Origin of the sequence: Aciditerrimonas ferrireducens (genome assembly GCF_023130475.1) — a bacterium.
GTDB lineage: Bacteria > Actinomycetota > Acidimicrobiia > Acidimicrobiales > UBA8190 > Aciditerrimonas > Aciditerrimonas ferrireducens.
In genome coordinates, this window is the sequence record NZ_JAKHEX010000029.1 from 1 (window position 1) to 23,801 (window position 23,801).

Below are 23,801 nucleotides of genomic sequence, written 5' to 3' on the forward strand. Positions count from 1 at the left end.
GTGCGTTCGGTCAGGAACACACCGAGGATCACCCCGATGGCCCCCCAAATGGTGGACCCCCGGGCTATCCCAAACCCCACCACATGAGGGGACTTGTACGCTGCGAGCAGCCACATAACGACGCACGGTGTGGTGATCCACGCCGCACAGCTGGGCCGCCGCGCGATACGAACGGGTCAGATCGAACGCCTCGAGTACGTCCATGATCTCATCCTCCGACAACATGTCGAATGGCTCCTCTCTGTGCTGGATCGAGTGGGAAGCACCGTCGATCTCAGCCGGGGAGGAGCCCCACTGCGAACCACGTCCCCACGGGGACGCCGACAGCCACACGCGGGGAAACGTCGTGGCCACGCGCGGGGAACTCCGATGGCCGTCCGCGGGGACCTTCCATGGCCGCCTACGGGGAGGATGCCATGGCCGCCGTCACAGGGGGTGGTCACAGCCGCTGCCGCTGACTGCGTCGGCGTCCCGCCCTCAGCGGGAGAGCGGGCCCAGCAGCGGCTCCTCGACGAAGGTCGGCATCGCTGCTGGCTGCCAGCGGCGACCAGCATCCTGACTGACCAGCACGACCGCCCCGCCGGGGACGGTACCGACGGCGACGCAGTCGTCGCTGGTGAGGCAGGAGACGGCCACGAGCTTCCCGACACCGCCCGGGATGGCCTCCATTCGCCATCTCGAGGGCGCCGGTGGACCGGCCAGCACCCCGGCACCGTTCAGCGGTGGGCCGTTGCCAACCCCGACGCATCGCCTCGACGTCGGGCAGGCCAGCGCCTCCACTCCCTGGTACCGGGTAGCCTCCGTGACCAGCCGCCAGTGGGCTCCGGCGTCCGTCGACAGCAGCACGATGCCCCGGCTCGACCAGCCCGGGCCCTGCCCGGCCGCCAGGCAGCGCTGGGTGCTCAGGCAGAGCAGGGAGTGGGCTCCCCACCCCCTCCGCAGTCGGCCGACGACCCGCCCGAAGAGCGAACCGTGCCGATCGACCAGGGCCACCACCACCTGGCCGGCAGCAGTCCGAAAAGCAGGGGCCAGGGCCAGGCAGAACCGGCTGCTCGGGCAGGACAGCGCGAGGGACCCCGGCTCCAGCCCGGCCGGCAAGGACACCGTCGTCCACCTGGTCCCGCCGTCGGTGGTCCGAAGAGCCAGGACCCGACCGAAGACGAGGCTGCTGTCACCCTCGGTCCCGACGAGCGCCCAGCAGACCCGGAGGCTCCGGCAGGACAGGGCGATCAGGGCACCCCGATGTGGCGACCCGGCCTGCTCGGTCCAGACCCGACCAGCGTCGCCCGAGACCAGCACCTCGAAGCGACCGGCGGTCGATTCCTCCAGGTCGGCCACCCCGAGGCACTGGCCGTCGGCGGCGCACCACACCGCCTGGAGCGGTGGGGTGCCGACGGGCAGGGTCGCAGCCCGCCAGCTGGTCCCGCCGTCACTGCTCACCAAGGCGACGCCCGCCCCGTCGTCTGCGGCGCCCCCGGCGACGCAGCGCCGGGCGGTGAAGCAGGCCACGGCGCGCAGGCTGGCCAGGGCCACCGGCACGGTGGCCGGCTGCCAGCTGCCCGCAGGGTCGCTGGTCCAGGCGGCGGCCAGCCACTGCGCTGGCGAGGTCGTGGTGGCCCCGACCGCGACGCAGGACCCTCCCGCCTGGCAGGCCAGGGCCGTGGTGGCTTGTGCCAGCCGATCCGCCTGGGGCGGGACCAGCTGCCAGCTCGCCCCGCCGTCCTCCGAGACCAGGACTGCCTCGGGGCCGCCCGCTCCCGGCTCTCCGAGGGTGGCCACGCAGCGCTCGCTGGTCGGGCAGTCGACGGCCGCCAGTCGACCGGGCTCGCTCAAGAAGAGCCGCCTCGGCACCCGCCCACCCGAGGCCACCGACCAGCTCGCCCCGCCGTCGCTCGTCACCAGCAGCGTCTGGCCCCCCGGTCCACCGTCGGGCACGACACCCCACGCCACGCAGCGCCCAGCACCGGGACACGCCACCGCGGTCAGCAGCGCCGGGGAGGGCTCCTGGGCGAGGGGCCCAGCAGGCAAGCTCGGCGGTGGCTCTAAGTGCCAGGCGGTAGCCCCGTCGCTGCTTGCCAGCACCACCGGCGACGGCGACCCCGGTGGTCCCGACTGACCGGCCAGCAGGCAGCGCCCCGCCGGCCCGCAGGCCAGCGCCGTGGCCCGGAGCAGGCGGACCGGCAGCGCGAGCGACGCCCAGTGGGCCCCGCCATCGGTCGTGACGAGGGCGACGACCGCGGGGACGGCCACCGCCCCGACGGCCCCGGCCCCCGGGCCCGAGCCCCTGGTCAGCACGACCGGCAAGGCCCCGACCGCCACGCAGGAGCCCGCCGACCAGCACGACAGGCTGACCAGGGGTGCCGTGCGGGCCGGCAGGGGGACCGGCGACCAGTGGGCCCCGCCGTCGTGGCTCACGAAGGCCAGGCCCCAGGCGACGAATTGGTACTTCTGGAGCCGGGCGGGCAGCGAAGCCGCCAGCGCCGGGGACACCGCCTGCGGCGGCCCTTGGCCGACCGCCAGGCACCACCCGGACCCGCCACAGGCCACCCCGGCCAGGTCCACCGCCCCGCGCGGCGCCGCCCCCGGCACCCACCGCTGCCCCCCATCAGTGCTGATCAGGACCTGGGCGTGGGCCTCACCGACGACACCTGGTGAGAAGCCCACCGACACGCCCGCCTCGCCCACCGACACGCATCGCCGACCCACGCAGCTCACCGCCTGGAGCGTCCCCGGCGTCCGCCACTGGGCGGCCACCAAGGACGCCGGAGGGCGCTGGTGTCCGGCCACCGGGCCGGCCCGATCCCCGAGATCTGCTCGGCTCTCGCTCCCCCGACCAGGGAGCACCTCGGCCAGGCCCAACGCCAGCAGGCCAGCCAGGGTGACGGCGAGCACGGTCGCACCGACCCGCCGCCGCCGGCGTCGCTGGCGGGCCCGGGCCTCCTCGATGAGCGCCTCGGCGTCGAGGCCCGGTCCTGGCGGTGCCCCGGGCTGGAGGCCGCTTGGGGCCGCGGTGCCCGAGGTGCGGCTCACCGCAGGCCCTCGATCATCCGGGCCAACTCCTCTGGCCGGTAGCCGTGGCGCCGAGCGAAGCGCACCAGCTCCCGGGCCTGGGCCAGGACCGCCGCCCGCCCCGGCGCTCCCCCGACCACCGTCACCCCCCGGCCACGGCCGAAGGTCACGAGCCCCTCGTCCCGCAGCTCGCGCAGGGCCTTCAGGACCGTGTTCGTGTTCACCCCCAGGACCGCTGCCAGGTCCCGAGCCGGGGGCAGCCGCTCGCCCGGCTTCGCCTCGCCCTCGGTGATGGCTCGCCGGATCTCGGCGGTCACCTGCTCGTGCAGCGAGGTCGGGTCGCCTCGATCCACCTGCCGGAACACCATCACTACTGACACTAGCACCAATAGCAGTATCTCGGTTCCTCGTCCCGATCCCGAGGATCCGGCGCCGGGCGCCGAATCGAACCCAACGGGCGGCGCACGCCGTCCGCAGCGGACCGCCCGATCAGAACGAGCAGGGCTTGCGGCCCTGGCTGGAGCGCAGGGCCGCCGTCGGGTGGTCCCAGCGCTCGCCCCAGCGGTGCCCACCTCGACCGCCCCGGAGCGACCCGAGCGCTTCCCCCGAGGGAGGGCGCCTTCGCCTCAGCTGGCGGCTCGACCGAGGTAGGCCTGGCGGACCCGGGGGTCGGTGACGACCTGGTCGAAGGGACCCTCGGCCACCAGCGCACCGGAGTCCAGCACCAGGACCCGGTCGACCACCTGGCGAACGAGGGCCAGGTCGTGCTCGACCAGCAACAGAGCCGTCCCCCGGGCCTCGACCAGCCGGCGCAGCAGGCGAGCCACCGAGGCCCGTTCGGCGGCGTCCAGGCCCGAGGAGGGCTCGTCGGCCAGGAGGAGCCGAGGCTCGAGGGCCAGGGCTCGGGCCAGCTCCACCAGGCGTTGCTGGCCCAGGGTCAAGGCGGCCACCGGCACCTCGGCCAAGGAGGACAGGCCGACCGCCCGGAGGAGGTCGAGGGCGCTGCGATGCTCCTCGGGCGACAGGCGACCCCGACCCAGGAGGTCCGCCCAGAGCGAACCCTCGCCCCGGCTGGCCCGCCGGGCCACCACGACGTGCTCGAGGGGGCTCAGCTCGGGGAAGACCTCGACCCGCTGGAAGGTCCGGGCGATGCCGAGCCGGGCCCGGCGGTGCGAGGGCACCCCGCCGAGGGGCCGCCCCTCGAAGCGCACCGTCCCGGCGTCCGGCCGGAGCTGACCGGTGACGACGTTGAACAGGGTGGTCTTGCCCGCCCCGTTCGGCCCCACCAGGCCGACGGCCTCCCCGGGGCCCACCTGGAACGAGACCCCGTCCAGGGCCTGCACCCCGCCGAAGGCCACGTGGACCCCGGCGACCTCGAGCAAGGCAGCACCCTCGCTCACCCGGCCTCCCCGCCGATGGCCGAGGGCAGGGCCCGCGCCCGGTCCGTGCCCTGCTCGCCTCCCGGTCCCCGCCCGGCTCGCCAGGTGTCCCAGGCGGCCAGCACGGCGTTGGCCCGCTGCAACCAGCGGGTCCGCTGGTACTCCACGATGCCCTCGGGGTGGGCCGCGTAGGTCAGGGCACCGGCGGCGAAGAGGAGGAACTCCACCCCCGAGAAGCGGCTCGGCAGGTAGGTGAGGGCCTGGCCGATCACCGCGTAGGCCATGCCGGCCTGGACCGCCCCCTCCACGGTCTGGACCCCGGTGGTCAGGACGACGACCACGAAGGCCAGCGACACCGTGTACTGGAAGTCGCTCGAGCTGATGGGGCCCTGGATGGAGCCGAAGAGCGCGCCGCCGAGGCCGGCCACGGCAGCCGAGAGGGCGAAGACCGTGACCTTCGCCCGGGCCTCCCAGACCCCCACGCTGGCCGCCCCGACCGGGCTTCCCCGGAGGGCAGCCAGGACCCGACCGGTCGTACCCCGCTGGACCAGCACCACCAGGCCCATGACCACGACCAGCACCACCAGGGCCAGCAGCAAGAAGGCCCGGTCGCTCACAAAACTCACCGGACCCAGGACCGGCCGGGGCACCGTCACCCCGCTGTAGCCCCCACCGGACCAGGAGAACTGGAAGAGCACGCTGTCGGCGAAGAGGGCGAAGGCCAAGGTGACCAGGGTCAGCAACAACCCCGACGCCCGGGCGGCCACGAGAGCCACCACGGTGCCGACGGCGGCGGCGATGGCAGCGCCGACGAGGGCGCCGAGCAGGACCGAGAGGCCGAGGTGGCTGGCCAGCTGGCCGGCGGCGAAGGCCCCGATCCCGGCGAAGGTGGCCTGGCAGAGAGAGAGCTGGCCGCCCATGCCGGTCACCACCACGACCGACAGGAAGATGACGGAAAGCACCAGCCCCTGGCCCAGGGAGAAGACCCAGTTCCCCGGCACCCAGGTCAAGGACGAAACCACGAAGGCCACCAGCAGCAGCCGGAACCCCCAGCGCATCGGCCCGGCCAGCCGGGCGTCCCGGACCGAGACCGACGGTGGCGGGGGTGGAGGGTCCACCCCGGCCAGGGGGTCCTGGCTCCGCTCGAGGGTCCGCAGCCGAGGGTTCACCAGGAGCACCCCGACCAGCAGCACGAAGGGCAGGGCCTCGAGCAGCCCCTGGGACCAGACGCTGTTGGCCGGCAGCTCGGTCTGCAGGACGGTCTCCAGGACCCCCAGGAGCACCCCGGCCCCGAGCGCCCACGGCACGCTCCGCAGCGAGGCCACGGCCGCGGCCGTCAGACCGGCCACCAGCAGGGCGGTGAACGCCAGGGGGTCGGTGGGGTCCAGGGATCCCATCTGGGGCAGCAGCAGTACCCCGGCCAGGCCGGCCAGGAAGCTCGAGAGGCCCCAGGCGGCGGCCGACACCGCCGCCGCGTCCACCCCCTCGAGCTCGGCCAGCCGCCGGCTCTCCACCACCGCCCGCATCCGCAGGCCGAAGCGGGTGCCCCGGAGGAGCCCGGTCAGCAGGACGGCCGCCAGGACGGTGACCCCCACGGTGGTGATCTCCGACCCGGTCACCGGGGTGCCGGCCAGGTGGAAGTAGACCTGGTTGGCCGGCAGGCCGAGGGACCCGATGCGGCTCCGGGTGGCCGTGCCGAAGAGCAGGGGGATGAGCTCGGGGATGGCCAGCAGCACGGCGATGGCGATGACGGTCCTCGCCATGGCCGCCCGGGCTGGCACGTGGCGGTAGAGGAAGCGGTCCAGGGCCAGGCCGACGGCCGGGGCCAGGAGGACCACGGCCACCACGAAGGCCGCCCACTCGGGCACCTGCTCGTAGCGGCTCAGCAGGTCGAAGACGAAGGCCGAGGCGAAGGCCTGGGCACCGAAGGCCAGGTTGAACACCCCGGTGGCCCGGTACGTCAGGACGAGCCCCACGGCCATGAGGCCGAACTCGCAGCCGTAGGTCACCCCGGGGACCGTGGCACTCACGAGGGCGTTCATCGTCGCTCGCCCTCCCCTCGGCTCCCTGGTCCGCCGGTCACCACTGGCCGCCCGCTCCTCAGGTCCCCGGGGTCCCTGGCGGCGGGGTCACCGGCTGGTCGCTCGAGGCGTCGAAGCAGACCAGCAGCTCGTGGTGGGGACCCTCCAAGGCGGCCATCGGAGCGATGTGCCCGTTCTCGGCGACCACGAAGCTGCTGCAGTACGGGGGGGCGTCCACCGTGTGGGCCTCGGTCCAGTTCACCGGCGGGATCAGGCCGCCGGCGGTGAAGTCGGTCTCCTTGTTGATGGCGTCCACCAGGGCCCGCTGGGTCAGCCGGCCGTGACCGACCGCCCGCAGACCGGCCACGAACTGGGCGGCGTTCACCCAGCCCTGGAAGGCCGTGTCGTGGTAGGTCCAGGCCGGCTCGTAGCGGTTCATCTCCCGCAGGTAGGTGACCATCCCCGGGTACTGCTTCGGGTCGAGCGTGCCGGCCTCGAACGGCACGTTCTCCAGCTGGAAGATCACGTGGTCGGTCGCCGTCGGGTTGGCCGCGACGACGCTTCGCGAGTAGCCGTTCTGCCAGAGGGACCAGGCGGCGCCCAGGCCGTAGGCCTGCATGGCCTTGGCGAAGGACAGGCTGTCGGCCCCGTCCAGGCAGCTGACCAGCAGGCCCACGTGGTCCCGGGCCATCTCGGCCACGATGGCGTCCGGGTCGCCGCCGAGCGTGAAGGTCTCGTCCTGGACCGGGACCGAGATCCCGAAGCGGGGCAGCTGCTGGGCGTCGGCCTCGCAGGCCCCGCTGGACTCGGCCACCCCCCCGTAGCCGACCACCGCCGCGCTCCGCACCCCCAGCTGGTGGGCGACCCAGGCGATGGTCGACCCGTTGGTCGAGTAGTCGATGACCGAGCCGTAGGTGCCGAAGAGGTTCGGGGCCTTCGACCAGACGTTGCTCACCACGTAGCCGAAGGTCGGCGTGCCGGTCGAGGCCAGGTAGCTGGCGGCGCTGAAGAAGGCCGTGCCGACCCCCACGATGGCGAACACATGATCCTGCTCGACCAGGGTCCGGGCCACCTCGGTGTCGGTCGTCGGGTTGCTCTGGTCGTTCCCCACATCCGCCAGGACGATCCGCCGGCCGTCCACCCCGCCGTGGGCGTCGACCCAGTCGAAGTAGGCCCGGACCCCGTCGACGATGTCCCCGAAGCCGGCGGTGATCAGTCCCGACTCGCTGGCCAGGGCACCGACGTCGATGGTGTGGGCGTGGACGCCGGGTGCTGCCGCCGCCACCGAACCCGACGACGCCGCGTTCGAGCACGACGCCGCCAGGACCGCCACCCCGCTCAGGACGGCGGCCGGCCAAAGCCGTCGCCACCGCCGCCCGCCTCGATGCTCCTTCCCCATGGCCACCTCCCCGACCGACCGGCGTCCGCACCGTGCCTGGTCGGCCCTCCGTCGAGCCGCTGTTCCCCGGTGCTCCATCCCTTGGGAACGGGGCAGCGCCCCCAGTATGGCGCTTGGCGTGTAGTTGCGGTGACCGGCTGGTCACGCGCTACACGCTCGGGGAGGCGACCCCCACGACGAGCCGCCCTCTGCCACCATGCTCTGGGCGTCGCTCGGCGGCGTCCCCGCACCCTTGGACCTCTCGGAGACCCCACGAGGACGGTGGTGTCATGACCCCTCGGTCCCTGCCCCGTGCCGGAGCGGCGCGATGAGCCGCCGTCAGCACGCCGACGCGCTCGCCGGCTTGGTCCAGCTCAGGGCCGACCCCGCGCCCCGTCACCGGGGCCGCCACCTGGCCCGCCGCGGGCGCCCGGTCGGATTCGGGGCGGAGCGGGGCCTGCTGCGCGTCGTCCTGGCGGTGGTCCTGGTGGCCGCCGTGGTCTACGTGGGGGTCCAGGCCCTCCGTCCCGCCCCGGTCGCCCGGGCCCAGTTCAACGACCAGGTGCTGCGAGTCCCGGGCGGCCCCCTCCACCTGCCCTGGCCCACCCAGGGCGAGGCGGCCATGGCCGTGGCCGGTTCGGGCCTGGTCGGTACGGCCGGGCCCCAGACTCCCCTGCCCATGGCCAGCATCACGAAGGTCATGACCGCCCTGGTGGTCCTCCACGACCATCCACTGGGCTTCGGCCAGCAGGGCCCCACCATCACCATCACCCCGGCCGACGTCGCCACCTACCAGCACGACGTGGCCACCCAGCAGTCGGTGGTGAAGGTGGCAGCCGGGGAGCAGCTCAGCGAACGCCAGGCCCTCGAAGCCCTGCTGATCCCCTCGGGCAACAACATGGCCGACGTCCTCGCCGACTGGGCCGCCGGGTCGATCCCGGCGTTCGTCGCCCAGATGAACGCCGAGGCGGCCGCCCTCGGCCTCCACCACACCCGCTACGTCGGGCCGAGCGGCCTGAACCCCGGATCGGTCAGCACGCCCCTCGACCTGGTCCGGCTCGGCGAGGCCGCGATGGCCAACCCGGTCTTCGCCAGCATCGTCGGCAAGCCGAGCGTCACCCTGCCGGTGGCCGGCACCGTCTACAACTACGACTACGAGCTCGATCACCACGGGATCATCGGGATCAAGACCGGGTCGGACAGCCAGGCGGGGGGCTGCTTCCTCTTCGACGACCAGGTCGAGGTGGGCGGCCAGCCGGTCCAGGTCATCGGGGCGGTCCTCGGCCAGCAGACCCCGCCCATCATCCAGTCGGCGCTCCACGCCGCCGTCGACCTGGCGCAGGCCCTCCGACCCGAGCTGGCCGAACGGACCCTGCTCCGTCAGGGCCAGGCCGTCGGCACCATCACCACCCCCTGGGGCTCCAGCGTGCCGATGGTGGTGACCAAGGGCCTCAGCGTGGTCAGCTGGCCCGGCGAAACGGTCCGGAGCGGGTTCCAGCCGGTCCGCCTCGCCTCGAGCCTGCCCGCCGGCGCCCACGTTGGCACCATGGACGTCCACCTCGGCGCCACGACCACCCGCCTCCCAGTCGTCGCCGCCCGCGCCTTGCCGGGTCCGGGCCTGGGCTGGAAACTGACCGACCTGTGAGCCCGCGTCCGCCCGCCGAGGCGGACAGCACGGTGAGGAGAGCCGATGCCCCACCCCGACGAGCTCGTCGCCGACCTCCGGGCCTACTGGGACGAGGATGCAGCCGGCTACGACCAGGCCCCTGGGCACCAGCCCCGCCGGCCAGCGGTCCTCGCCGCCTGGCGGGCCCTGCTCGCCGACGTCTTGCCGCCAGCCCCCGCCCGGGTCCTCGATGCCGGGGCGGGCACCGGCTTCGTGAGCCTCCTCGCAGCCGAGCTCGGCCACCAGGTGACCGCCCTCGACCTCTCCCCCGGCATGCTGGCCCGCCTCCGCCAGAAGGCCGAGGCCCGCTCCTTGTCGATCGAGGCCGTGGTCCAGCCGGCCCACGCGCCCCCGCCCGGTCCCTTCGACGCGGTCGTCGAACGGCATCTCCTCTGGACCCTGCCAGACCCGCGCCGGGCCCTGGCCGCCTGGCGACAGGTCGCGCCACACGGCCGCCTGGTCCTCCTCGAGAGTCTCTGGGGTCACGCCGACCCCGACCGGTCCTGGCGCCAACCCCTGCTCCAGCTCTGGCGGCGCCTCCGGGCCGTCCCCCCCGACCACCACGCCCCCTACCCAGCCGCGCTCCGAGCTGCCCTCCCCCTCGGGACCGGCACCCCGCCCGACCAGCTGGTGGCCCTCGCCGAGGAGGCCGGCTGGCGGCGGCCCCGCCTCCGCCGACTGGCCGACGTCGAATGGGTCGAGAACGCCGACCGCCACCCGCTCGACCGCCTGCTCGACTCCTCCCGGCGCTTCTGCCTGCTCGCCGACTGACCCGTCCCTGGCCACACCACCGGCCACTCCCGGAGGCCACGACGGCCGACCGGGCGGGCAGGCCGACGCTCAGCTGGCCTCGGCGACGCAGCGGTTCACCAGGCTGCCGATGCCCTCCAGGCTCACCTCGACCACCTGGCCGGGGCGCAGGAAGACCGGTGGTGTCCGAGCCGCCCCCACCCCGCCCGGGGTGCCGGTGGCCACCAGGTCCCCCGGGTGGAGGGTCATGAAGGTCGAGACGTACGCCAGGATCTCGGCGGGGCCGAAGAGCAGGTCGGCGGTGGAGGCCTCCTGCACGACCTCCCCGTCCACCGTGCAGCGCAGCTTCAGGTCAGTCGCCTGGCCGACCTCGTCGGGGGTGGTCAGCACCGGGCCGACCGGGGTGGTGGCCTCGAAGTTCTTCCCCTGGAACCACTGCAGGGTCCGGCGCTGCCAGTCCCGCATGGAGACGTCGTTCACCGCCGTGAACCCGGCGATGGCCGCCTCCGCCTCGGCCGCACCGGCCCGCCGGAGCGTCCGGCCCACCACCACCCCCAGCTCGGCCTCCCAGTCGACCCGCTCCGAAGCGGCCGGCAGGACCAGGTCGTCCCGGGGACCCAGGAGGGTGTCGGGAAACTTGGCGAAGAGCGTCGGGTACTCGGGCAGCTCCCGACCGGTCTCCAGGATGTGGCTCCGATAGTTGAGCCCCACGCAGACCACCCGGGCCGGCCGCACCACCGGCGCCAGATCGGCCTCCTCCAGCGCCGGGCCGTCGGCCGAGCCCCCGGTCGCCGCCTCCTCCTGCCAGCGGGGACTGGCCAGCAAGCTGACCACGTCCGGCGCGCCGAGCAGGACCAGCCGCTCGCCCTCCACCCGGGCCGCCCGGGTCCCACCACCGATTCGCACCGTCGCCAGTCGCACCGCTGCCTCCTCGGCCGCCGAGGCTCAGCCGACCTGGACGCCGACCGCCTCCATGGCCCGCTCCCGGCAGCGACGGTAGTCCACCTTGCCGTTGGGCGCCCGGCCGATGCTGTCGACCACCAGGACCCGCTTCGGCACCTTGTAGTCGGCCAGCTCGCCCCGCACGTGGGCCACCACGGTCGCCTCGTCCAGGGTCGCACCCGGCTGGGGCTCCACCAGGGCGGTCACGGCCTCCCCCCAGCGCTCGTCGGGGACCCCGACCACCACGCAGTCGGCCACCTCCGGCAGGCGCTTCACCACCTCCTCGACCTCCTCGGGGAAGACCTTCTCGCCCGCCGTGTTGATGCACACCGAACCCCGGCCCAGCAAGGTGATCGTCCCGTCGGCCTCCACCCGGGCGAAGTCCCCGGGGATCGAGTAGCGCTTGCCGTCCACCACCTTGAAGGTCTTCGCCGTCTTTTCGGGGTCCTTGTAGTAGCCCAGCGGGATCCGGCCCCCGACCCCGACCATGCCGATCTCCCCCGAGCCCGGCTCCACCAGCCGGCCGTCCTCGCCGATGACCACCGCCTTCTCCCCCAGCTGGAACTTCGCCGTGGCAGCCGCCGTACCCCCGCCCGAGACCGAGGCCCCCATGCCCAGGGCCTCCGACGACGAGAACGCGTCCAGCAGGACCATGTTCGGGTTCCGGGCCAGAAGACCCCGCTTGGTCTCCTCGCTCCACATGACCCCCGAGGACGTGATGGCCATCAGGCTGGAGACGTCAAAGCGCTCGGGCTCGGCCTCGAGGGCCCGCAGCATGGGCTTGGCGAAGGCGTCCCCCACGATGGCCAGCACGTTCACCCGCTCCCGGCCGATGGTCTCCAGGAGCTCCACCGGGTCGTAGCGCCGTCCGGTCAGCGTCACGACGCATCCCCCTTGGGTCCAGACCCCCTTGGAGACCAGGGCGCCCGTGCCGTGCATCAGCGGGCACGCCGGCAGTCCGACCGGCGGCGGGTTCGGCAGGCGGGAGCGGAACAGCTCGTAGTCCGGCTCGTCGGGCAGGCCACCGAGCAGCAGGCCAGCAACCAGGACCACCAGGTCGTCCTGCCGCCACATGACGCCCTTCGGCATGCCCGTCGTACCCCCGGTGTAGAGCAGGTACAGGTGGTCACCGGATCGGCCCCACGCTGCTCTGGTCCGCACCCCGACCGGGGCGCTCCTCGCCGCCTCCTCGTAGGGCACCGCCCAGCTCGGGCAGGGTCCCGACCCGTCGTCCACCCAGAGCCAGCCCCGCACCTTCGGCAGCTCCCGGCGCAGCGGCTCGATCCGCTCCGCGAAGCAGCCGTGGAAGACCACGGCCACCGCGTCGGCGTTGTCCCAGAGGTAGCGCAGCTCGGCCGGCCTGTAGCGGTAGTTCGTGTTCACCGGGGCCAGGCCGGCCTTGTAGCAGGCGAACATCGACTCCATGTACTCCGGGCAGTTGTACAGGTACTGGGCGACCTTGTCCTGCTCCTGCACCCCCAGGTCCACCAGCCACCGGGCCACCCCGTCGGCCCGGTGGTCCACCTCGGCCCAGGTCAGCCGCCGCTCGCCCTGCACGAGGGCCGGCGCGTCGGGGTGCGCCTCGGCCGCCGTCTCCCACAGCTCGGCGAAGTTCCAGCCAGCCACGTCTCCCCCTCCTCCATGCCACTGGGAGCTTCACCTCCCAGGGTCCCTCCAGCACCCTAGGTCCTCTCGGAGCGCCCCTCCGCGTCGCTCACACCCCCGGGTCCCGGGGCAGCCCGAGCACACGCTCCCCGATGACGTTCCGCTGCACCTCCGCCGTCCCGCCCCCGATCGTCAAGGCCGGGGAGAACAGGAAGCCGTGCTGCCACACCGGGTCGCCCTCGGCCACCGTCCCCGCCGGACCCTCCAGGTCCTTCGCCAGCCGCAGGACCGCCTGACCGTGCCGGTCGGCGGCCAGCTTCTGCACCGAGGCCTCTGGACCCGGCGCCTGCCCGGCCATCCGGGCCGCCAGCAGCCGCAGCCGCAGCTGCTCGAGCACCTGGCCCTCCGCCCAGGCCCGCACCAGGCGGTCCCGCGCCGGGCCCGCCACGCCACCGCTGGCCCGGACCTGGTCCACCAGGTCCCCGACCGTCGGCCCCCGGCCCCAGAGCACCCCGCCGCTCGACAGCGAGACCCGCTCGTTCGCCAGGGTCAGCTTCGCCAGCCGCCAGCCGTCCCCCGGTCTGCCCACCACCAGTTCCGGGCCCAGATGCACCTCGTCCAGGGTGACCTCGTTGAACAGGGCCAGCCCGGTCATGTCCACGATGGGCCGCACCGTGATCCCCGGGCTGTCCATGGGGCAGATGAAGTAGGTGATGCCCTGGTGCCGCGGGGCATCCGGGTCGGTCCGGGCAAGCAGGATGCCGAACTGGGCGTGCTGGGCACCGCTCGTCCAGATCTTCCGCCCGCTCACCACCCAGCCGTCGCCGTCCTCCACGGCCCGGGTCCGCAGGCTGGCCAGGTCCGACCCGGCGTCCGGCTCGCTGAACAGCTGGCACCACACCTCCTCGCCGGCCAGCGCCGGCAGCAGGTACCGCTCCCGCTGCTCCGGGGTCCCAGCCAGCAGAATGGTCGGCGCCGCCCACCCGATGCCGATGGGGTTCTCGGGTCGGCGCACCCCGGCCTTCGCCAGCTCGTCGTCCACGATCAGTTGGAACACCGGGTCGGCGTCGTGGCCGTAGGGCCGGGGCCAGTGCGGCACCACCCAGCCCCCCTCTGCCAGCTCCCGGCCGCTCGGCGAGGGGTGGGCCGCCAACCACGCCCGGATCGCCTGCCGGCGGGGATCGTCGTCCCCCGGTAGCTCCAGTCGAACCGACATCGAAGCGTCCCCCAGCCCCTCTCGCCGCACACTGACGTCCGCCCGCCGCCACCAGGAGCTTACTTGACTGACTGGTCAACCAAGTGAGGGCGGTCGGGGGCGCGGGCAGGATGCACGGCAGGTCCCACAGCGCGCCCCGAGAAGCGCCCGACGAGGAGGAGGACCATGACCGCAGCCACCACGCCCGAAGGCCCGCCGGTTCGAGTCGAGCAGAACGGCCCCGTCGCCCGGGTGATCCTCGACCAGCCCGAGCGTCGCAACGTCCTCAGCACCGCCATGGTCGACGCCCTCGCCGACGCCCTCCGGCAGCTCCAAACCCAACCCGGTGTCCGGGTGGTCGTCCTCGGCCACCGAGGGCCCGCCTTCTGCGCCGGCGCCGACCTCCGAAGCGGCGGCCTCGCGGGGCTTCGGAGCCGAGTCGACCTGCCCGGGCTCCTCCAGATGGTCCAAGGCCTCCCTCAACCCGTCCTGGCCGAGGTCGACGGCGCCTGCCTCGGTGGCGGCATGGGCCTCGTCGCTGCCGCCGACCTTGTCGTGGCCTCCACCCGGGCCAGCTTCGGCTTCAGTGAGGTCCGAGTGGGGGTGGCCCCGGCGGTCGTCGCCGTCGCCGCCCTCCCCAAGCTCGGCCTGGCCCAGGCACGCCGCTGGTTCCTCACCGGGGAGCGCTTTGGGGCCGACCAGGCAGCCGCCATGGGTCTGGTCTGCGAGGTGGCCGAACCCGACGACCTCCCAGGCACCCGGGACCGCCTGGTCCACGCCCTCCTCCAAGGGGCACCTGGTGCCCAGGCCGCCACGAAGCGAGTGCTCGCCACGCTGCCCGGACTGCCCCCGGAGGCGGCCTACGCCTGGGCCCAGCAGCTCTCCCGACAGCTCTTCGAGGGCGAGGAGGGCCAGGAGGGCATGGCGGCCTTCCTGGAGCGCCGCTCCCCGCGCTGGGTGCCCTAGACGGCCGATCCTCGGATCCTCGACCTCGGACGCCCTGCCGGCGACCCGGCTGCCCGCGGACCTCGAGGCCCGAGGACGTCGTGGCCCTCGGTCAGTTTGGCCGTTGTGGAGTTTGTGTGAATCGTTGTGTTTCTGGGCCGCCACGGGGCCCTGGCCGCTGCCTGAACGACCGGTCGGCCGCCAGGACCTAGGTCCGGACCACCTGGCCCTCGGCCACCGGCGGGCTGGTGGCCACCACGACGCCACCCGCCGGCTCGGCGGTCACGGCGAAGGCCCTGATGGGGAGGGGACTGTGGACGGCGAAGGCCACGACCCGGGGCTGGCGGCCGAGGAGGCCGAGGGAGACGGCCTGGCCGTGCTCCATGCCCCAGAGCTGGTAGGTCCGGCCGGGGGGCAAGGCCGGCAGGTTCCCCTCCACCAAGAAGGCTGTCCCGTCGGGCAGGATCACCAGGTCGGCCACGGTGCGGTCCGGCGCGCCGACAGCGGTGAGGGCCACCCGCTCGGCCCGGGGATCGGCCATGGCCTGGGCTGCCGCCGCCGGCACCCCCTGGTGGGCAGCCAGGGCGCTCAGCTGGCCGACACGGTGGTCGAGGGTGCCGACCTGGACGGCCAGGACGCCGATGGCGACGGCTGCCGCTGCGGCGATGGCACCGAGGGAACGGCGGACCCAGCTCCGGTGGCGTTGAGCAGGGCTGACCCGCGCGCCCAGGGGCGCGAGACGAGGCGGGTTCGGCGAGATCCCCGGCGGCTCGGTCCCGAGTCCGGCACTGATCCGGTCCCAGAGCTCGGGCGGCGCGTCGGCTCCCTCCCAGGCCAAGACGGCGGCCACGGCTCGGAGCTGGTCGACCTCGTTGCGACAGGCCGGGCAGGAGGCCAGGTGGGCGGCCACGGCGGTCGCCTCGTCGGCCTCCACGGCGTCGAGGGCATACGCCCCGAGCAGCTCGCTGGCCTCGGCGTGGCTCAGTGCTCCACCCATGCCGGCTCCACTCCGTGCCGTTCCAGTTTGGCCCGCAACCGTCGCATCCCTGCTCGGATCCTGCTCTTCACGGTCCCCTCCGGCTGACCCAGGATGGCGGCCACCTCACGGTAGGTGTGGCCGCCGAAGTAGGCCAGCTCGATGGCCCGGCGTTCCTCCTCGGGGAGGGCCGCCACCGCGACTCGGACCTGCTCCGCCACGGCCAGGTCCCAGGCCTGGTGCTCGATGTCGTAGCCGGCGGTGGCCGTCTCTCGCGCCGTCCGCTCCTCGCGCTGGCGTCGGGCCGTCTCGGAACGCAGCTGGTCGACGGCCCGGGCGTGGGCCATGGTGAGGAGGAACGTCCGGAGCGATCCCCGGGCCGGGTCGTAGCGCTCGGGGCGGCGCCAGAGGTCGATGAAGACCTCTTGGGTGACGTCGTCCGCCTCGGTTCCCGGCCCGAGCAGTCGGCTGGCCAGGGCGTGGACCGCGCCGCCGTGGCGACGGTAGGCCTCGGCCAGGGCCGGCTCGCTGAACCGCCCGATGGCCACCACGAGGGCCGGGTCGCTGGCGGTCCGGGGATCGGTCATGACATCCCCTGCTTCGGCGCCGAAGCGAGTCGCGGATGAGCTGGCCCCGGGGTGGACGGCCAGTTCAGGGGTCGGCGCCGCTGCGGCCCGCCCTTCCGTGCTCGGTGCCCCGGCCCCCGGCCCTTGAGCCACACGAGCTTCGTCCTCGCCCCCCGGCACGGACCGAGCCTAGGGGCCCGAGCCGATGGTCGGGGGGACCACACGTCGAGCTGGGCTGAACGCTGGCGGCCCGAGGTCGGACCGGCAGGCATCCAGGCCCTCGACGTGCTCCGTACCAGGCGCGTGAGCACTTCGACGACCAGCCTGGTGGAGCGGTCGGCCCGCCTGGAGGTTGGTGACATCGACTTCAAGGCCTTCGCCGACCAGCCCCTCGACCCCGACACCCTCCGCTGCCTGCGCTACATGTGCGACGTGGAGAGCCACACGATCTGCTACCTGCGGGAGGTCCTGGCCACCCGGGTCCATCAGGACCCCGAGGTGACGGCCTTCCTGGCAGCCTGGAGCTACGAGGAGTACTGGCACGGCGAGGCTCTCTCCCGGGTCCTCGAGGCCCACGGCCGGCCGAGCGCCCCGGAACGGGCCGGTCAGTTGCGGCGGTCCCGGCGCGCGAAGGACCTGGTTCGGCTGCTGCTCTTCACCCTGGGTTCGGCGGTGCTGCCTGACCTGCCCGCGGTCCACATGGCCTGGGGGGCCCTGAACGAGATGACCACCCAGGCCGGCTACGCCCGACTGGCGGCCAAGGCCCAGCACCCGCAGCTCACCGAGCTCCTGCGGCGCATCATGCGGCAGGAGGGCCGGCACATCGACTTCTACACGGCCCAGGCACGCGCCCGGCTGGCCGCTTCGGCCGGCGCTCGGCGCCTGACGCGCTTCGCGCTGCGCCGGTTCTGGGCCCCGGTCGGCTCGGGGGTCATGCCCGAGCCCGAGGTCCGGTTCCTGGCCCGGCACCTCTTCGGCGACGAGGCTGGCCAGGAGGCCGCTCGTCGGATCGACCGCCAGCTGGGCCGGCTGCCCGGCCTGGAGGGCCTCCGGCTGGTCGAGCCGCTGGTCGCGGCCTGAGCGGCCGCTCCGGCGCTGTGGCGCCCGGCCCCTGGCTATCGTGCCGGCTGGTGCCCCTCGAGCGTCCTGGCCCGCTGCCCCCGGTGGAGGTGCTCCGCAGCGCCCGGCGGCGCAAGTACGCGAGCGCCTACTGGCAGCAGGATCGCATCGTGGTGGTCCTGCCCGAGCGCCTGCCCCGGTCCCAGCAGGACGCCACCGTCGAGGAGCTGGTCCGCCGGGTCCTGGCCCGTCGGCCCCATCTGGCGGGATCGGACGCCGAGCTGCAGGCCCGGGCCCAGGCGCTGGCCGACCGCTACGTGGAGGGGGTCCGTCCGCGGTCGGTCCGCTGGTCGACCAGGCAGCGCCAGCGCTGGGGCTCGTGCACCGTAGAGACCGGGGCCATCAGGCTCTCGGCCCTCCTCCAGCCGGCCCCGGCCTGGGTGGTCGACGCCGTGCTGGTCCACGAGCTGGCCCATCTGCTCGAGCCGACCCACAACGCTCGCTTCCGGCGGATCGTGGGTCGCTACGAGCGGAGCCGGGACGCCGACCTCTTCCTGGCCGGCTACGCCCTGGGGCTTGAGCGGGCCGGGCGGGCGGGTCCCTCCGATCGCTGCCCGCCGGCCGAGGCCTGAGGACCGTCCGGGGCGCCGGCCCGGCAGCGGGCTTCCGCCGCCAGGAGGGCCGGTGAGGGACCGAGGGCCAGCCGGACCGTCCCGAGCAGGGCATCGGCGATCGCCCGGAGGGCCAGGCGTTCGGCCAGGAGCGGCTCCCGGAGGCCGAGCATGCGGACCGCCCAGCGGGGCAGGAGGTCCATGGCCCCCTGGACGAGGACCGCCTGGACCAGGGCCAGGGGCGGGGAGGGCGGCGGCAGGGACTGACCGCCGACGGAGATGATGAAGGCCGCTCCGCTGCGGGCCTGGGCCCCGCCCACGAGGTCGGGCCGCATGGCCGTCAGGTAGGCCCGCAGCTCGGCCAGCGAGGCGGGGGCCCCGGGCGCCCCGAGGCGCTCGGCGACGACGGCCATCTCGGCCAGGTAGCGGTCGGCCCGCCGATCCGGCAGCGGCCGAGGCCCGTAGCGCTGGTAGGCCCGCAGGAAGCACCAGGTCTCGGCCGCGTGGACCCAGGTGATGAGGGCAGGGTCCTGGGCGTCGTAGGGGCGGCCGTCGGGAGCTACCCCCCGCACCCGCCGGTGGACGGCCCGCACCGCCGAGATGGCCTGCTCGGCGGCCGGGGTCGATCCGAAGGTGGTGGCGCCGACGAACTCGGCGGTCCGCCGGAGCCGACCGAGGGGGTCGGTCCGGTAGGCCGAGTGGTCCACGACGCCGGCCATGGCCAGGGGGTGGAGGGTCTGGAGCAAGAGCGCCGCCACCCCACCGACCAGCATGGCGGGGAGGTCCCCGTGGACCTGCCAGGTGACGCTGCCCGGACCGAAGAGGCCCGGGTCGCCGGGGGGCTCCTCGAAGGTCTGACGCCAGCGCTGGTCGGCCCGGGGGTTCCGCCGGTGGCCGCTGCCCAGGGTTCGCTCGACCTGCTGCCGCAGGGCCTGGCGGGCCGCCGGGAGCACCTCGGGGACCTCCAGGAGCCGGACCACGTGCCCAGTTTCCCACGGGCAGGGCGCCGCTACCGTGGCGCCGTGGCCGGCTCCTCTTCTTCTTCTTCAACTGCGTCGAGCTCGTCGAGCGCCCTCTTCGTACCCCTCGAGGATCTGGCGACCGAGGCCGACCCCCGTGGCCCCGGCGTTCGGGGTCGCTTCCTCCCCACCGAGCTGGCCAGGGGTCCGTGGGACGAGGGCGCCCTCCACGGCGGTCCGGTGGCGGCTCTCCTGGCCGAGGCAGCCGAGGCCTTGCTCACGGGGCCCGCGAGTGAGGGCCGTGGCCCGAAGCAAACCCCGACCGACGCGCGACCCGCCGACGGGTCCGTCACCCCAGCCGTGGTGGTGACCCGGTTGAGCGTCGAGCTGCTCCGGCCGGTGCCCCTGGCCCCGCTCGAGCTTTGGGCCCGGGTCGTCCGCCCGGGACGCCGGGTCCAGCTGGTCGACACTGCCCTGGAGGTGGGCGGGCGACCGGTGGCCTGGGGCAGGATCCTGGGTCTTCGCACCCGGGCCGCCGGGGAGGTCGTCGGCCAGGCGGCCGGGCAGGACAGCCCGGACCCGGGACGGGGAGCCGGGACCACGTCGCGCCTGGCGCCGCCGGAGGCCGGCACCCCGCGGGCCCTGCGGGCCGCCGAGTACCGAGGGTTCCACTCGGCTGGCGCCGAGGTGCGCTTCGTCGACGGGGCCTTCGACGAGCCCGGCCCGGCGACTGCCTGGGTCCGCCTGGCCGTGCCGGTCGTGCCGGACCGGCCACCCAGTCCGCTCCAGCGGGCCGCGGCCGCTGCCGACTTCGGGAACGGCCTGAGCGCTGTCCTGCCCTTTGAAAACTGGCGCTTCGTGAATCCCGACTTGACGGTCGTCCTGGCCCGGCCGCCGGTTGGCGAGTGGGTCGCCGTCGAAGCACGGACGGACCTCGGCGTCCCGGGCACTGCCCTGGCCCGCTCGATCCTCCACGACGAGCAGGGGCCGTTCGGCAGCGCCGCCCAGTGCCTCGTGGTCGAGCCCCGCTGACCTGGGCGGGCCGCCGTGGAGGGCGGGCCGCCACCAGGACGGTCGCTCGATGCCGCCGGGATCCCAGGTGGCCCTAGGCTGGAGCCGTGGCCATCGGCACGGTCTACGAGGTCAGTCGGGGCGAGCTGGACGTCGCCCTGCTCCTCGTCCTGCTCGTCACCGTCCTGGCCGCCGTCGCCGTCTACAGGTCCTCGGAACGGTTCCGCTGGACCCATGGCACCACCCCTTGGCGGGTCCCCTCCTGGCTCTGGGTGGTCCTCGTCATCCTGTTCTTCCCCTGGACACTCATCCTCTACCTGCTCGCAAGGCTCACCACCCGGCCCCGCCAGCCCCAGGGACCGCCCTTCGGCGGCCCTCCGGGGCCCCCTGGCCCCTATGGGCCCCCGAGCCAACCCGGTGGCTGGTCGGCCGGCGGTCCGGGCGGCCCCTGGCCGGGCCCCGGAGGGTGGGCCGGGCCTCAACCGGGCGCGCCGGGCGGCGGCGGCTGGGTGCCGAGTCCGGGCGGCGAACCCTGGCGGCCACCGCGGCCCGCAGGGCCGCCAGTGGACCAGGGCCACCCCGGTGACGGCCAGCAAGCCCCCCCGTGGACCACGACACCGGCCGGCGGCGACCAGCCGGCCGCGCCGTTCCCCTCGCCGGCAGGCTCGGGGGCTGGCCAGCACCTGCCGCCGCCACCCAGCCCCGCCCCCGGGTGGTACGTCGACCCCACGGACCGGTACTTCTTGCGCTACTGGGACGGCAGCCGCTGGACCGAGCGGGTGGCGAGCGGGGGCAAGGAGAGCGTCGACCCCCTGGAGCGGACCTAGCCGCGGTCCACCCCGTTGCACCATCCGGCAGCTTCTGCCGCGGTGGCGTAACCTTCGGACGTGACCGCCACGATCGATACCGTCGCCGCGGAGGAGCTGGTCCGCAGGAAGCTCGACGAGCTCCTCGCCGCCTATCCGCCGGCCAGCACGCCGACCACGGAGTTCCTGGGCGCCCGCTTCGACGCCGGCCTGGCCTGGGTGTGGTTCCCCGAGGGCTGCGGCGGCCTGGGGCTTCCCCCTGATCTCCAGGGACTCGTGGACCGGACGCTCCGCAAGGCCGGAGCGCCGGACGAGACCGGCCGGAACCCCATCGGCTACGGCATGGCTGCCCCGACCATCGCCACCCATGGCACCCCCGAGCAGCGGGCCCGGTACCTGCGGCCCCTGTTCACCTGTGAAGAGGTCTGGTGCCAGCTCTTCAGCGAGCCCGGGGCCGGCTCGGACGTGGCCGGCCTGGCGACCAGGGCCGTGCGGGACGGCGACGAGTGGGTGGTAAACGGCCAGAAGGTCTGGACCACCCTGGCCCATACGGCGTCCTTCGGCCTGTTGTTGGCCCGGACCGACCCCGACGTCCCCAAGCACCGGGGTCTGACCTACTTCGTCCTCGACATGCACGCCCCGGGCGTCGAGGTCCGGCCGCTGCGCCAGATGACGGGGGACGCCGAGTTCAACGAGGTGTTCCTGACCGATGTCCGGGTACCCGACGCCGCCCGCCTCGACGCCGTCGGGGCCGGCTGGCGGGTCGCCATGACGACCCTCATGAACGAGCGGGTGGCCATCGGCGGCGGGGTCAGTTCGCGCGGCGGGGGCCCCATCAGCGAGCTGCTCGGCATCTGGCGGGAGCGTGGGGGCGGGACCGCCGTGGAGCGGGACCGGCTGGTGCAGCTGTGGGTGGCGAGCGAGGTGCTCCGCCTCACGAACCTCCGGGCCCGTCAGCTCCGCCAGGCCGGCACCCCCGGGCCCGAGGGCTCGGTGGCCAAGCTGGTCTCGGCCGAGCTGAACCAGCGGATCTACGAGTGCTGCGTGGACTTCCTCGGCCTCGAGGGCGGTTTGCTGCCCACCAACTACGTCATGCGGCGACCCGAGCGGGCGGGCTTCGCCGGCGAGGACCCTCGGTGGTCCTTCCTGCGGTCCCGGGCGAACACCATCGAGGGGGGCACCTCGGAGATCATGCGGAACATCCTCGGGGAACGGGTCCTCGGACTCCCCGGTGAGCCGCGGGTGGACAAGGACGTCCCCTGGTCCCAGGTCCCTCGGAGCTGAGCCCGACGGGAGGTGGCCCCTCCCGAGGTCTCAGTGGTCCTGCAGCGCTGGCGCGCCGCCTGGGCCGGGGCCGAGGGGCGGGAGCCCGCAGCTCCCTGGCCCGAAGCGCCAGCGGCCGTCGTGGTCGAAGCGCTGTTGGCCGCGATGGAGGGTCAGGCCGACGCAGCCGCCCAGCTCGACCGGGCCGCCTCGGTCTGGGTCGACACCCGCCTGAGCCCGGCCACCCTGGTCGAGCAGTTCCCCGTCCTGCGGTCGACGCTGACCCCGCCGGGGGCCTGCGGGTCCCGGGTCCTCGACGAGGCCCTCGATCGCCTGGCGGCCCGAGCCTTCCACCTGGCCGTGGACCGGGCCACCGATGCCGCTCGACGAGATCCCCTGACGGGTCTGGGGAACCGCCGGGCCCTCGAGGAGACCGCCGGCGCTCTCCTGGCTCGCCTGGCCCGCCACGACGGCCGGCTGACGGTGGCACTGGTGGACCTCGACGGTCTGAAGCAGGTGAACGACCGGCTCGGGCACATGGCGGGAGACCGGCTCCTCGTCGAGTTCGCCGATCGCCTGCGGGCGGTCCTCCGAGCCTCGGACCATGCCTTTCGGGTCGGGGGGGACGAGTTCGTGGTCCTCCTCCCGGGGGCGACACCCGAGGGCGCCGACCACGTCTTCCGGCGGCTTCGCCAGCAGGGGCCGGCCTGTACGCGCGGCCTGGCCCTGGTGCCTGATGAGGCCCCTGACCTCGAGACCGCCCTCCGCCTGGCCGACCGGCGCCTCTACGCCGCCAAGACTCGCGGCCGGGCCGGGGAGCCGGCCAGCCGAGGGGACGATCGGGACCGCCAGGGGGCCTAGCCTGGGGGTCGGTGCACGTCGCGGCCCTGGAGGTGGAGCTCCACCTCCCCCAGGCAGGTTCCCTCAAGGCCAAGCGGGCCATCGTCCGTCACCTGGTCGAGACCGCTCGACGACGCCACGGCGTGGCCGCTGCCGAGGTCGGCTTCCAAGACCAGTGGCAGCGCTCGGCGCTCGGCTTCGTCACCGTGGCCTCCACCCCGGGGCACGCCGAGGCCCTCTTGGACCGCGTCGAACGCTTCGTCTGGTCCCACCCGGAGATCGAGGTCCTCGACTGCCTCCGCCGAGTCGTCGAGCTCGAGGACTGACCTGGCGTCTCGCCCGCTGCCGTGCCGCTCGACCAGCCTTGCCTCAGCTAGACTGACTGGTCAGTCAACGATGTGGCCGGACCGGAGGTAGGCGATGATCAAGACCCGACTGACCGAGCTGCTCCGGGTGGAGCACCCCGTGATGCTGGCTGGTATGGGGGGTGTCTCCTACCACCGGCTGGTGGCCGCGGTCTCCGAGGCCGGGGGCTTCGGCTGCCTGGGGGCCTCGACCATGTCCCCCGAGCAGATGGTCGAGGAGATGGCCGCGGTGCGGGCCGCGACCACCAAGCCCTTCGGGGTGGACCTCCTCACGGCCATGCCCGGCGACCTGGTTGGTCAGGTCGAGCGGATCATCGAGGGCGGGGCCTCGGTCTTCGTGGCCGGCCTGGGGGTACCCACGAAGGTCGTGGATCTCTGTCACGCCCACGGCCTGCTGGTGGTCAACATGTGCGGCAAGGTGGAGCATGCTCGGCGGGCCGTGGACGCCGGTTGCG

At 74.1% G+C, this 23,801-nt stretch carries 22 protein-coding genes; 11 read left to right on the top strand and 11 right to left on the bottom strand.

Annotated elements, in window-relative coordinates; translation table 11 throughout:
• Positions 1–477: 477 nt before the first annotated feature.
• The 5 genes from Acit_RS11740 to Acit_RS11760 form a co-directional block, all read right to left on the bottom strand.
• Positions 478–3,030: a beta propeller repeat protein gene (locus Acit_RS11740; RefSeq protein WP_248109239.1), complete on the bottom strand. Its 2,553-nt coding sequence runs from the start codon at positions 3,028–3,030 to the stop codon at positions 478–480.
• The gene (locus tag Acit_RS11745) at positions 3,027–3,377 is read right to left on the bottom strand and encodes a GntR family transcriptional regulator (RefSeq protein WP_248109240.1); all 351 of its coding nucleotides are present in this window, start codon (positions 3,375–3,377) and stop codon (positions 3,027–3,029) included. The genes Acit_RS11740 and Acit_RS11745 overlap by 4 nt, the downstream gene beginning before the upstream one ends.
• 258 nt (positions 3,378–3,635) lie before the next feature.
• Positions 3,636–4,409 (bottom strand): ABC transporter ATP-binding protein, encoded by a 774-nt coding sequence (locus Acit_RS11750; RefSeq protein WP_248109241.1) that lies wholly within the window; start codon positions 4,407–4,409, stop codon positions 3,636–3,638.
• Positions 4,406–6,430, bottom strand: coding sequence for a branched-chain amino acid ABC transporter permease (locus Acit_RS11755; RefSeq protein WP_248109242.1), 2,025 nt, complete (start codon positions 6,428–6,430; stop codon positions 4,406–4,408). The genes Acit_RS11750 and Acit_RS11755 overlap by 4 nt, the downstream gene beginning before the upstream one ends.
• Positions 6,431–6,488: 58 nt before the next feature.
• Positions 6,489–7,808 (bottom strand): ABC transporter substrate-binding protein, encoded by a 1,320-nt coding sequence (locus Acit_RS11760; protein ID WP_248109243.1) that lies wholly within the window; start codon positions 7,806–7,808, stop codon positions 6,489–6,491.
• Positions 7,809–8,115: 307 nt separating this feature from the next.
• On the opposite strand from Acit_RS11760, the gene Acit_RS11765 reads away from it, so the two are divergent.
• Positions 8,116–9,432, top strand: a complete 1,317-nt coding sequence (locus Acit_RS11765; RefSeq protein ID WP_248109244.1) for a D-alanyl-D-alanine carboxypeptidase family protein — start codon at positions 8,116–8,118, stop codon at positions 9,430–9,432.
• A 45-nt stretch (positions 9,433–9,477) separates the two neighbouring features.
• Positions 9,478–10,224, top strand: coding sequence for a class I SAM-dependent methyltransferase (locus tag Acit_RS11770; RefSeq protein WP_248109245.1), 747 nt, complete (start codon positions 9,478–9,480; stop codon positions 10,222–10,224).
• A 69-nt stretch (positions 10,225–10,293) separates the two neighbouring features.
• Here the strand turns inward: Acit_RS11770 and Acit_RS11775 are convergent, their stop codons facing one another.
• From Acit_RS11775 to Acit_RS11785, 3 genes are all read right to left on the bottom strand, one after another.
• Positions 10,294–11,124, bottom strand: coding sequence for a fumarylacetoacetate hydrolase family protein (locus tag Acit_RS11775; RefSeq protein WP_248109246.1), 831 nt, complete (start codon positions 11,122–11,124; stop codon positions 10,294–10,296).
• A gap of 24 nt (positions 11,125–11,148) precedes the next feature.
• Positions 11,149–12,771 (bottom strand): acyl-CoA synthetase, encoded by a 1,623-nt coding sequence (locus Acit_RS11780; protein ID WP_248109247.1) that lies wholly within the window; start codon positions 12,769–12,771, stop codon positions 11,149–11,151.
• Between the two features lie 88 nt (positions 12,772–12,859).
• The gene (locus Acit_RS11785; protein WP_248109248.1) at positions 12,860–13,966 is read right to left on the bottom strand and encodes an acyl-CoA dehydrogenase family protein; all 1,107 of its coding nucleotides are present in this window, start codon (positions 13,964–13,966) and stop codon (positions 12,860–12,862) included.
• 165 nt (positions 13,967–14,131) lie between these two features.
• On the opposite strand from Acit_RS11785, the gene Acit_RS11790 reads away from it, so the two are divergent.
• Complete coding sequence (locus tag Acit_RS11790; RefSeq protein WP_248109249.1) at positions 14,132–14,911, top strand: enoyl-CoA hydratase/isomerase family protein; 780 nt, start codon at positions 14,132–14,134, stop codon at positions 14,909–14,911.
• A 187-nt stretch (positions 14,912–15,098) separates the two neighbouring features.
• Here the strand turns inward: Acit_RS11790 and Acit_RS11795 are convergent, their stop codons facing one another.
• Together Acit_RS11795 and Acit_RS11800 are read right to left on the bottom strand one after the other, a co-directional pair.
• Positions 15,099–15,887, bottom strand: a complete 789-nt coding sequence (locus tag Acit_RS11795; RefSeq protein WP_248109250.1) for an anti-sigma factor — start codon at positions 15,885–15,887, stop codon at positions 15,099–15,101.
• Positions 15,872–16,453 (bottom strand): sigma-70 family RNA polymerase sigma factor, encoded by a 582-nt coding sequence (locus Acit_RS11800; RefSeq protein ID WP_248109251.1) that lies wholly within the window; start codon positions 16,451–16,453, stop codon positions 15,872–15,874. Before Acit_RS11800 ends, Acit_RS11795 begins: the two co-directional genes overlap by 16 nt.
• A 282-nt stretch (positions 16,454–16,735) precedes the next feature.
• Here Acit_RS11800 and Acit_RS11805 point away from each other — a divergent pair, with 282 nt between their 5' ends.
• Together Acit_RS11805 and Acit_RS11810 are read left to right on the top strand one after the other, a co-directional pair.
• Positions 16,736–17,512 (top strand): hypothetical protein, encoded by a 777-nt coding sequence (locus Acit_RS11805; protein ID WP_248109252.1) that lies wholly within the window; start codon positions 16,736–16,738, stop codon positions 17,510–17,512.
• A 50-nt stretch (positions 17,513–17,562) separates the two neighbouring features.
• The gene (locus Acit_RS11810; RefSeq protein WP_248109253.1) at positions 17,563–18,123 is read left to right on the top strand and encodes a M48 metallopeptidase family protein; all 561 of its coding nucleotides are present in this window, start codon (positions 17,563–17,565) and stop codon (positions 18,121–18,123) included.
• Here the strand turns inward: Acit_RS11810 and Acit_RS11815 are convergent.
• Positions 18,054–19,082 carry an oxygenase MpaB family protein gene (locus tag Acit_RS11815; RefSeq protein ID WP_248109254.1) on the bottom strand — a complete coding sequence of 343 codons (1,029 nt, stop codon included), beginning with the start codon at positions 19,080–19,082 and terminating at the stop codon, positions 18,054–18,056. The two genes, Acit_RS11810 and Acit_RS11815, sit on opposite strands and share 70 nt — an antisense overlap.
• Before the next feature lie 42 nt (positions 19,083–19,124).
• Between Acit_RS11815 and Acit_RS11820 the strand changes: the two genes are divergently transcribed.
• From Acit_RS11820 to Acit_RS11845, 6 genes are all read left to right on the top strand, one after another.
• Positions 19,125–20,093 carry a thioesterase family protein gene (locus Acit_RS11820; RefSeq protein ID WP_248109255.1) on the top strand — a complete coding sequence of 323 codons (969 nt, stop codon included), beginning with the start codon at positions 19,125–19,127 and terminating at the stop codon, positions 20,091–20,093.
• Positions 20,094–20,179: 86 nt separating this feature from the next.
• Positions 20,180–20,899, top strand: coding sequence for a hypothetical protein (locus Acit_RS11825; RefSeq protein WP_248109260.1), 720 nt, complete (start codon positions 20,180–20,182; stop codon positions 20,897–20,899).
• Between the two features lie 60 nt (positions 20,900–20,959).
• On the top strand, positions 20,960–22,162 hold the full coding sequence (locus Acit_RS11830) for an acyl-CoA dehydrogenase family protein (RefSeq protein WP_248109256.1): 1,203 nt from the start codon (positions 20,960–20,962) through the stop codon (positions 22,160–22,162).
• A gap of 12 nt (positions 22,163–22,174) precedes the next feature.
• A complete protein-coding gene (locus Acit_RS11835; protein ID WP_248109257.1) occupies positions 22,175–23,002 on the top strand; it encodes a GGDEF domain-containing protein in 828 nt (275 codons plus the stop codon).
• Between the two features lie 11 nt (positions 23,003–23,013).
• Positions 23,014–23,307, top strand: a complete 294-nt coding sequence (locus Acit_RS11840; RefSeq protein WP_248109258.1) for a DUF503 domain-containing protein — start codon at positions 23,014–23,016, stop codon at positions 23,305–23,307.
• A 94-nt stretch (positions 23,308–23,401) separates the two neighbouring features.
• A partial coding sequence (locus tag Acit_RS11845) for an NAD(P)H-dependent flavin oxidoreductase (protein ID WP_248109259.1) occupies positions 23,402–23,801 on the top strand: 400 nt, incomplete at its 3' end.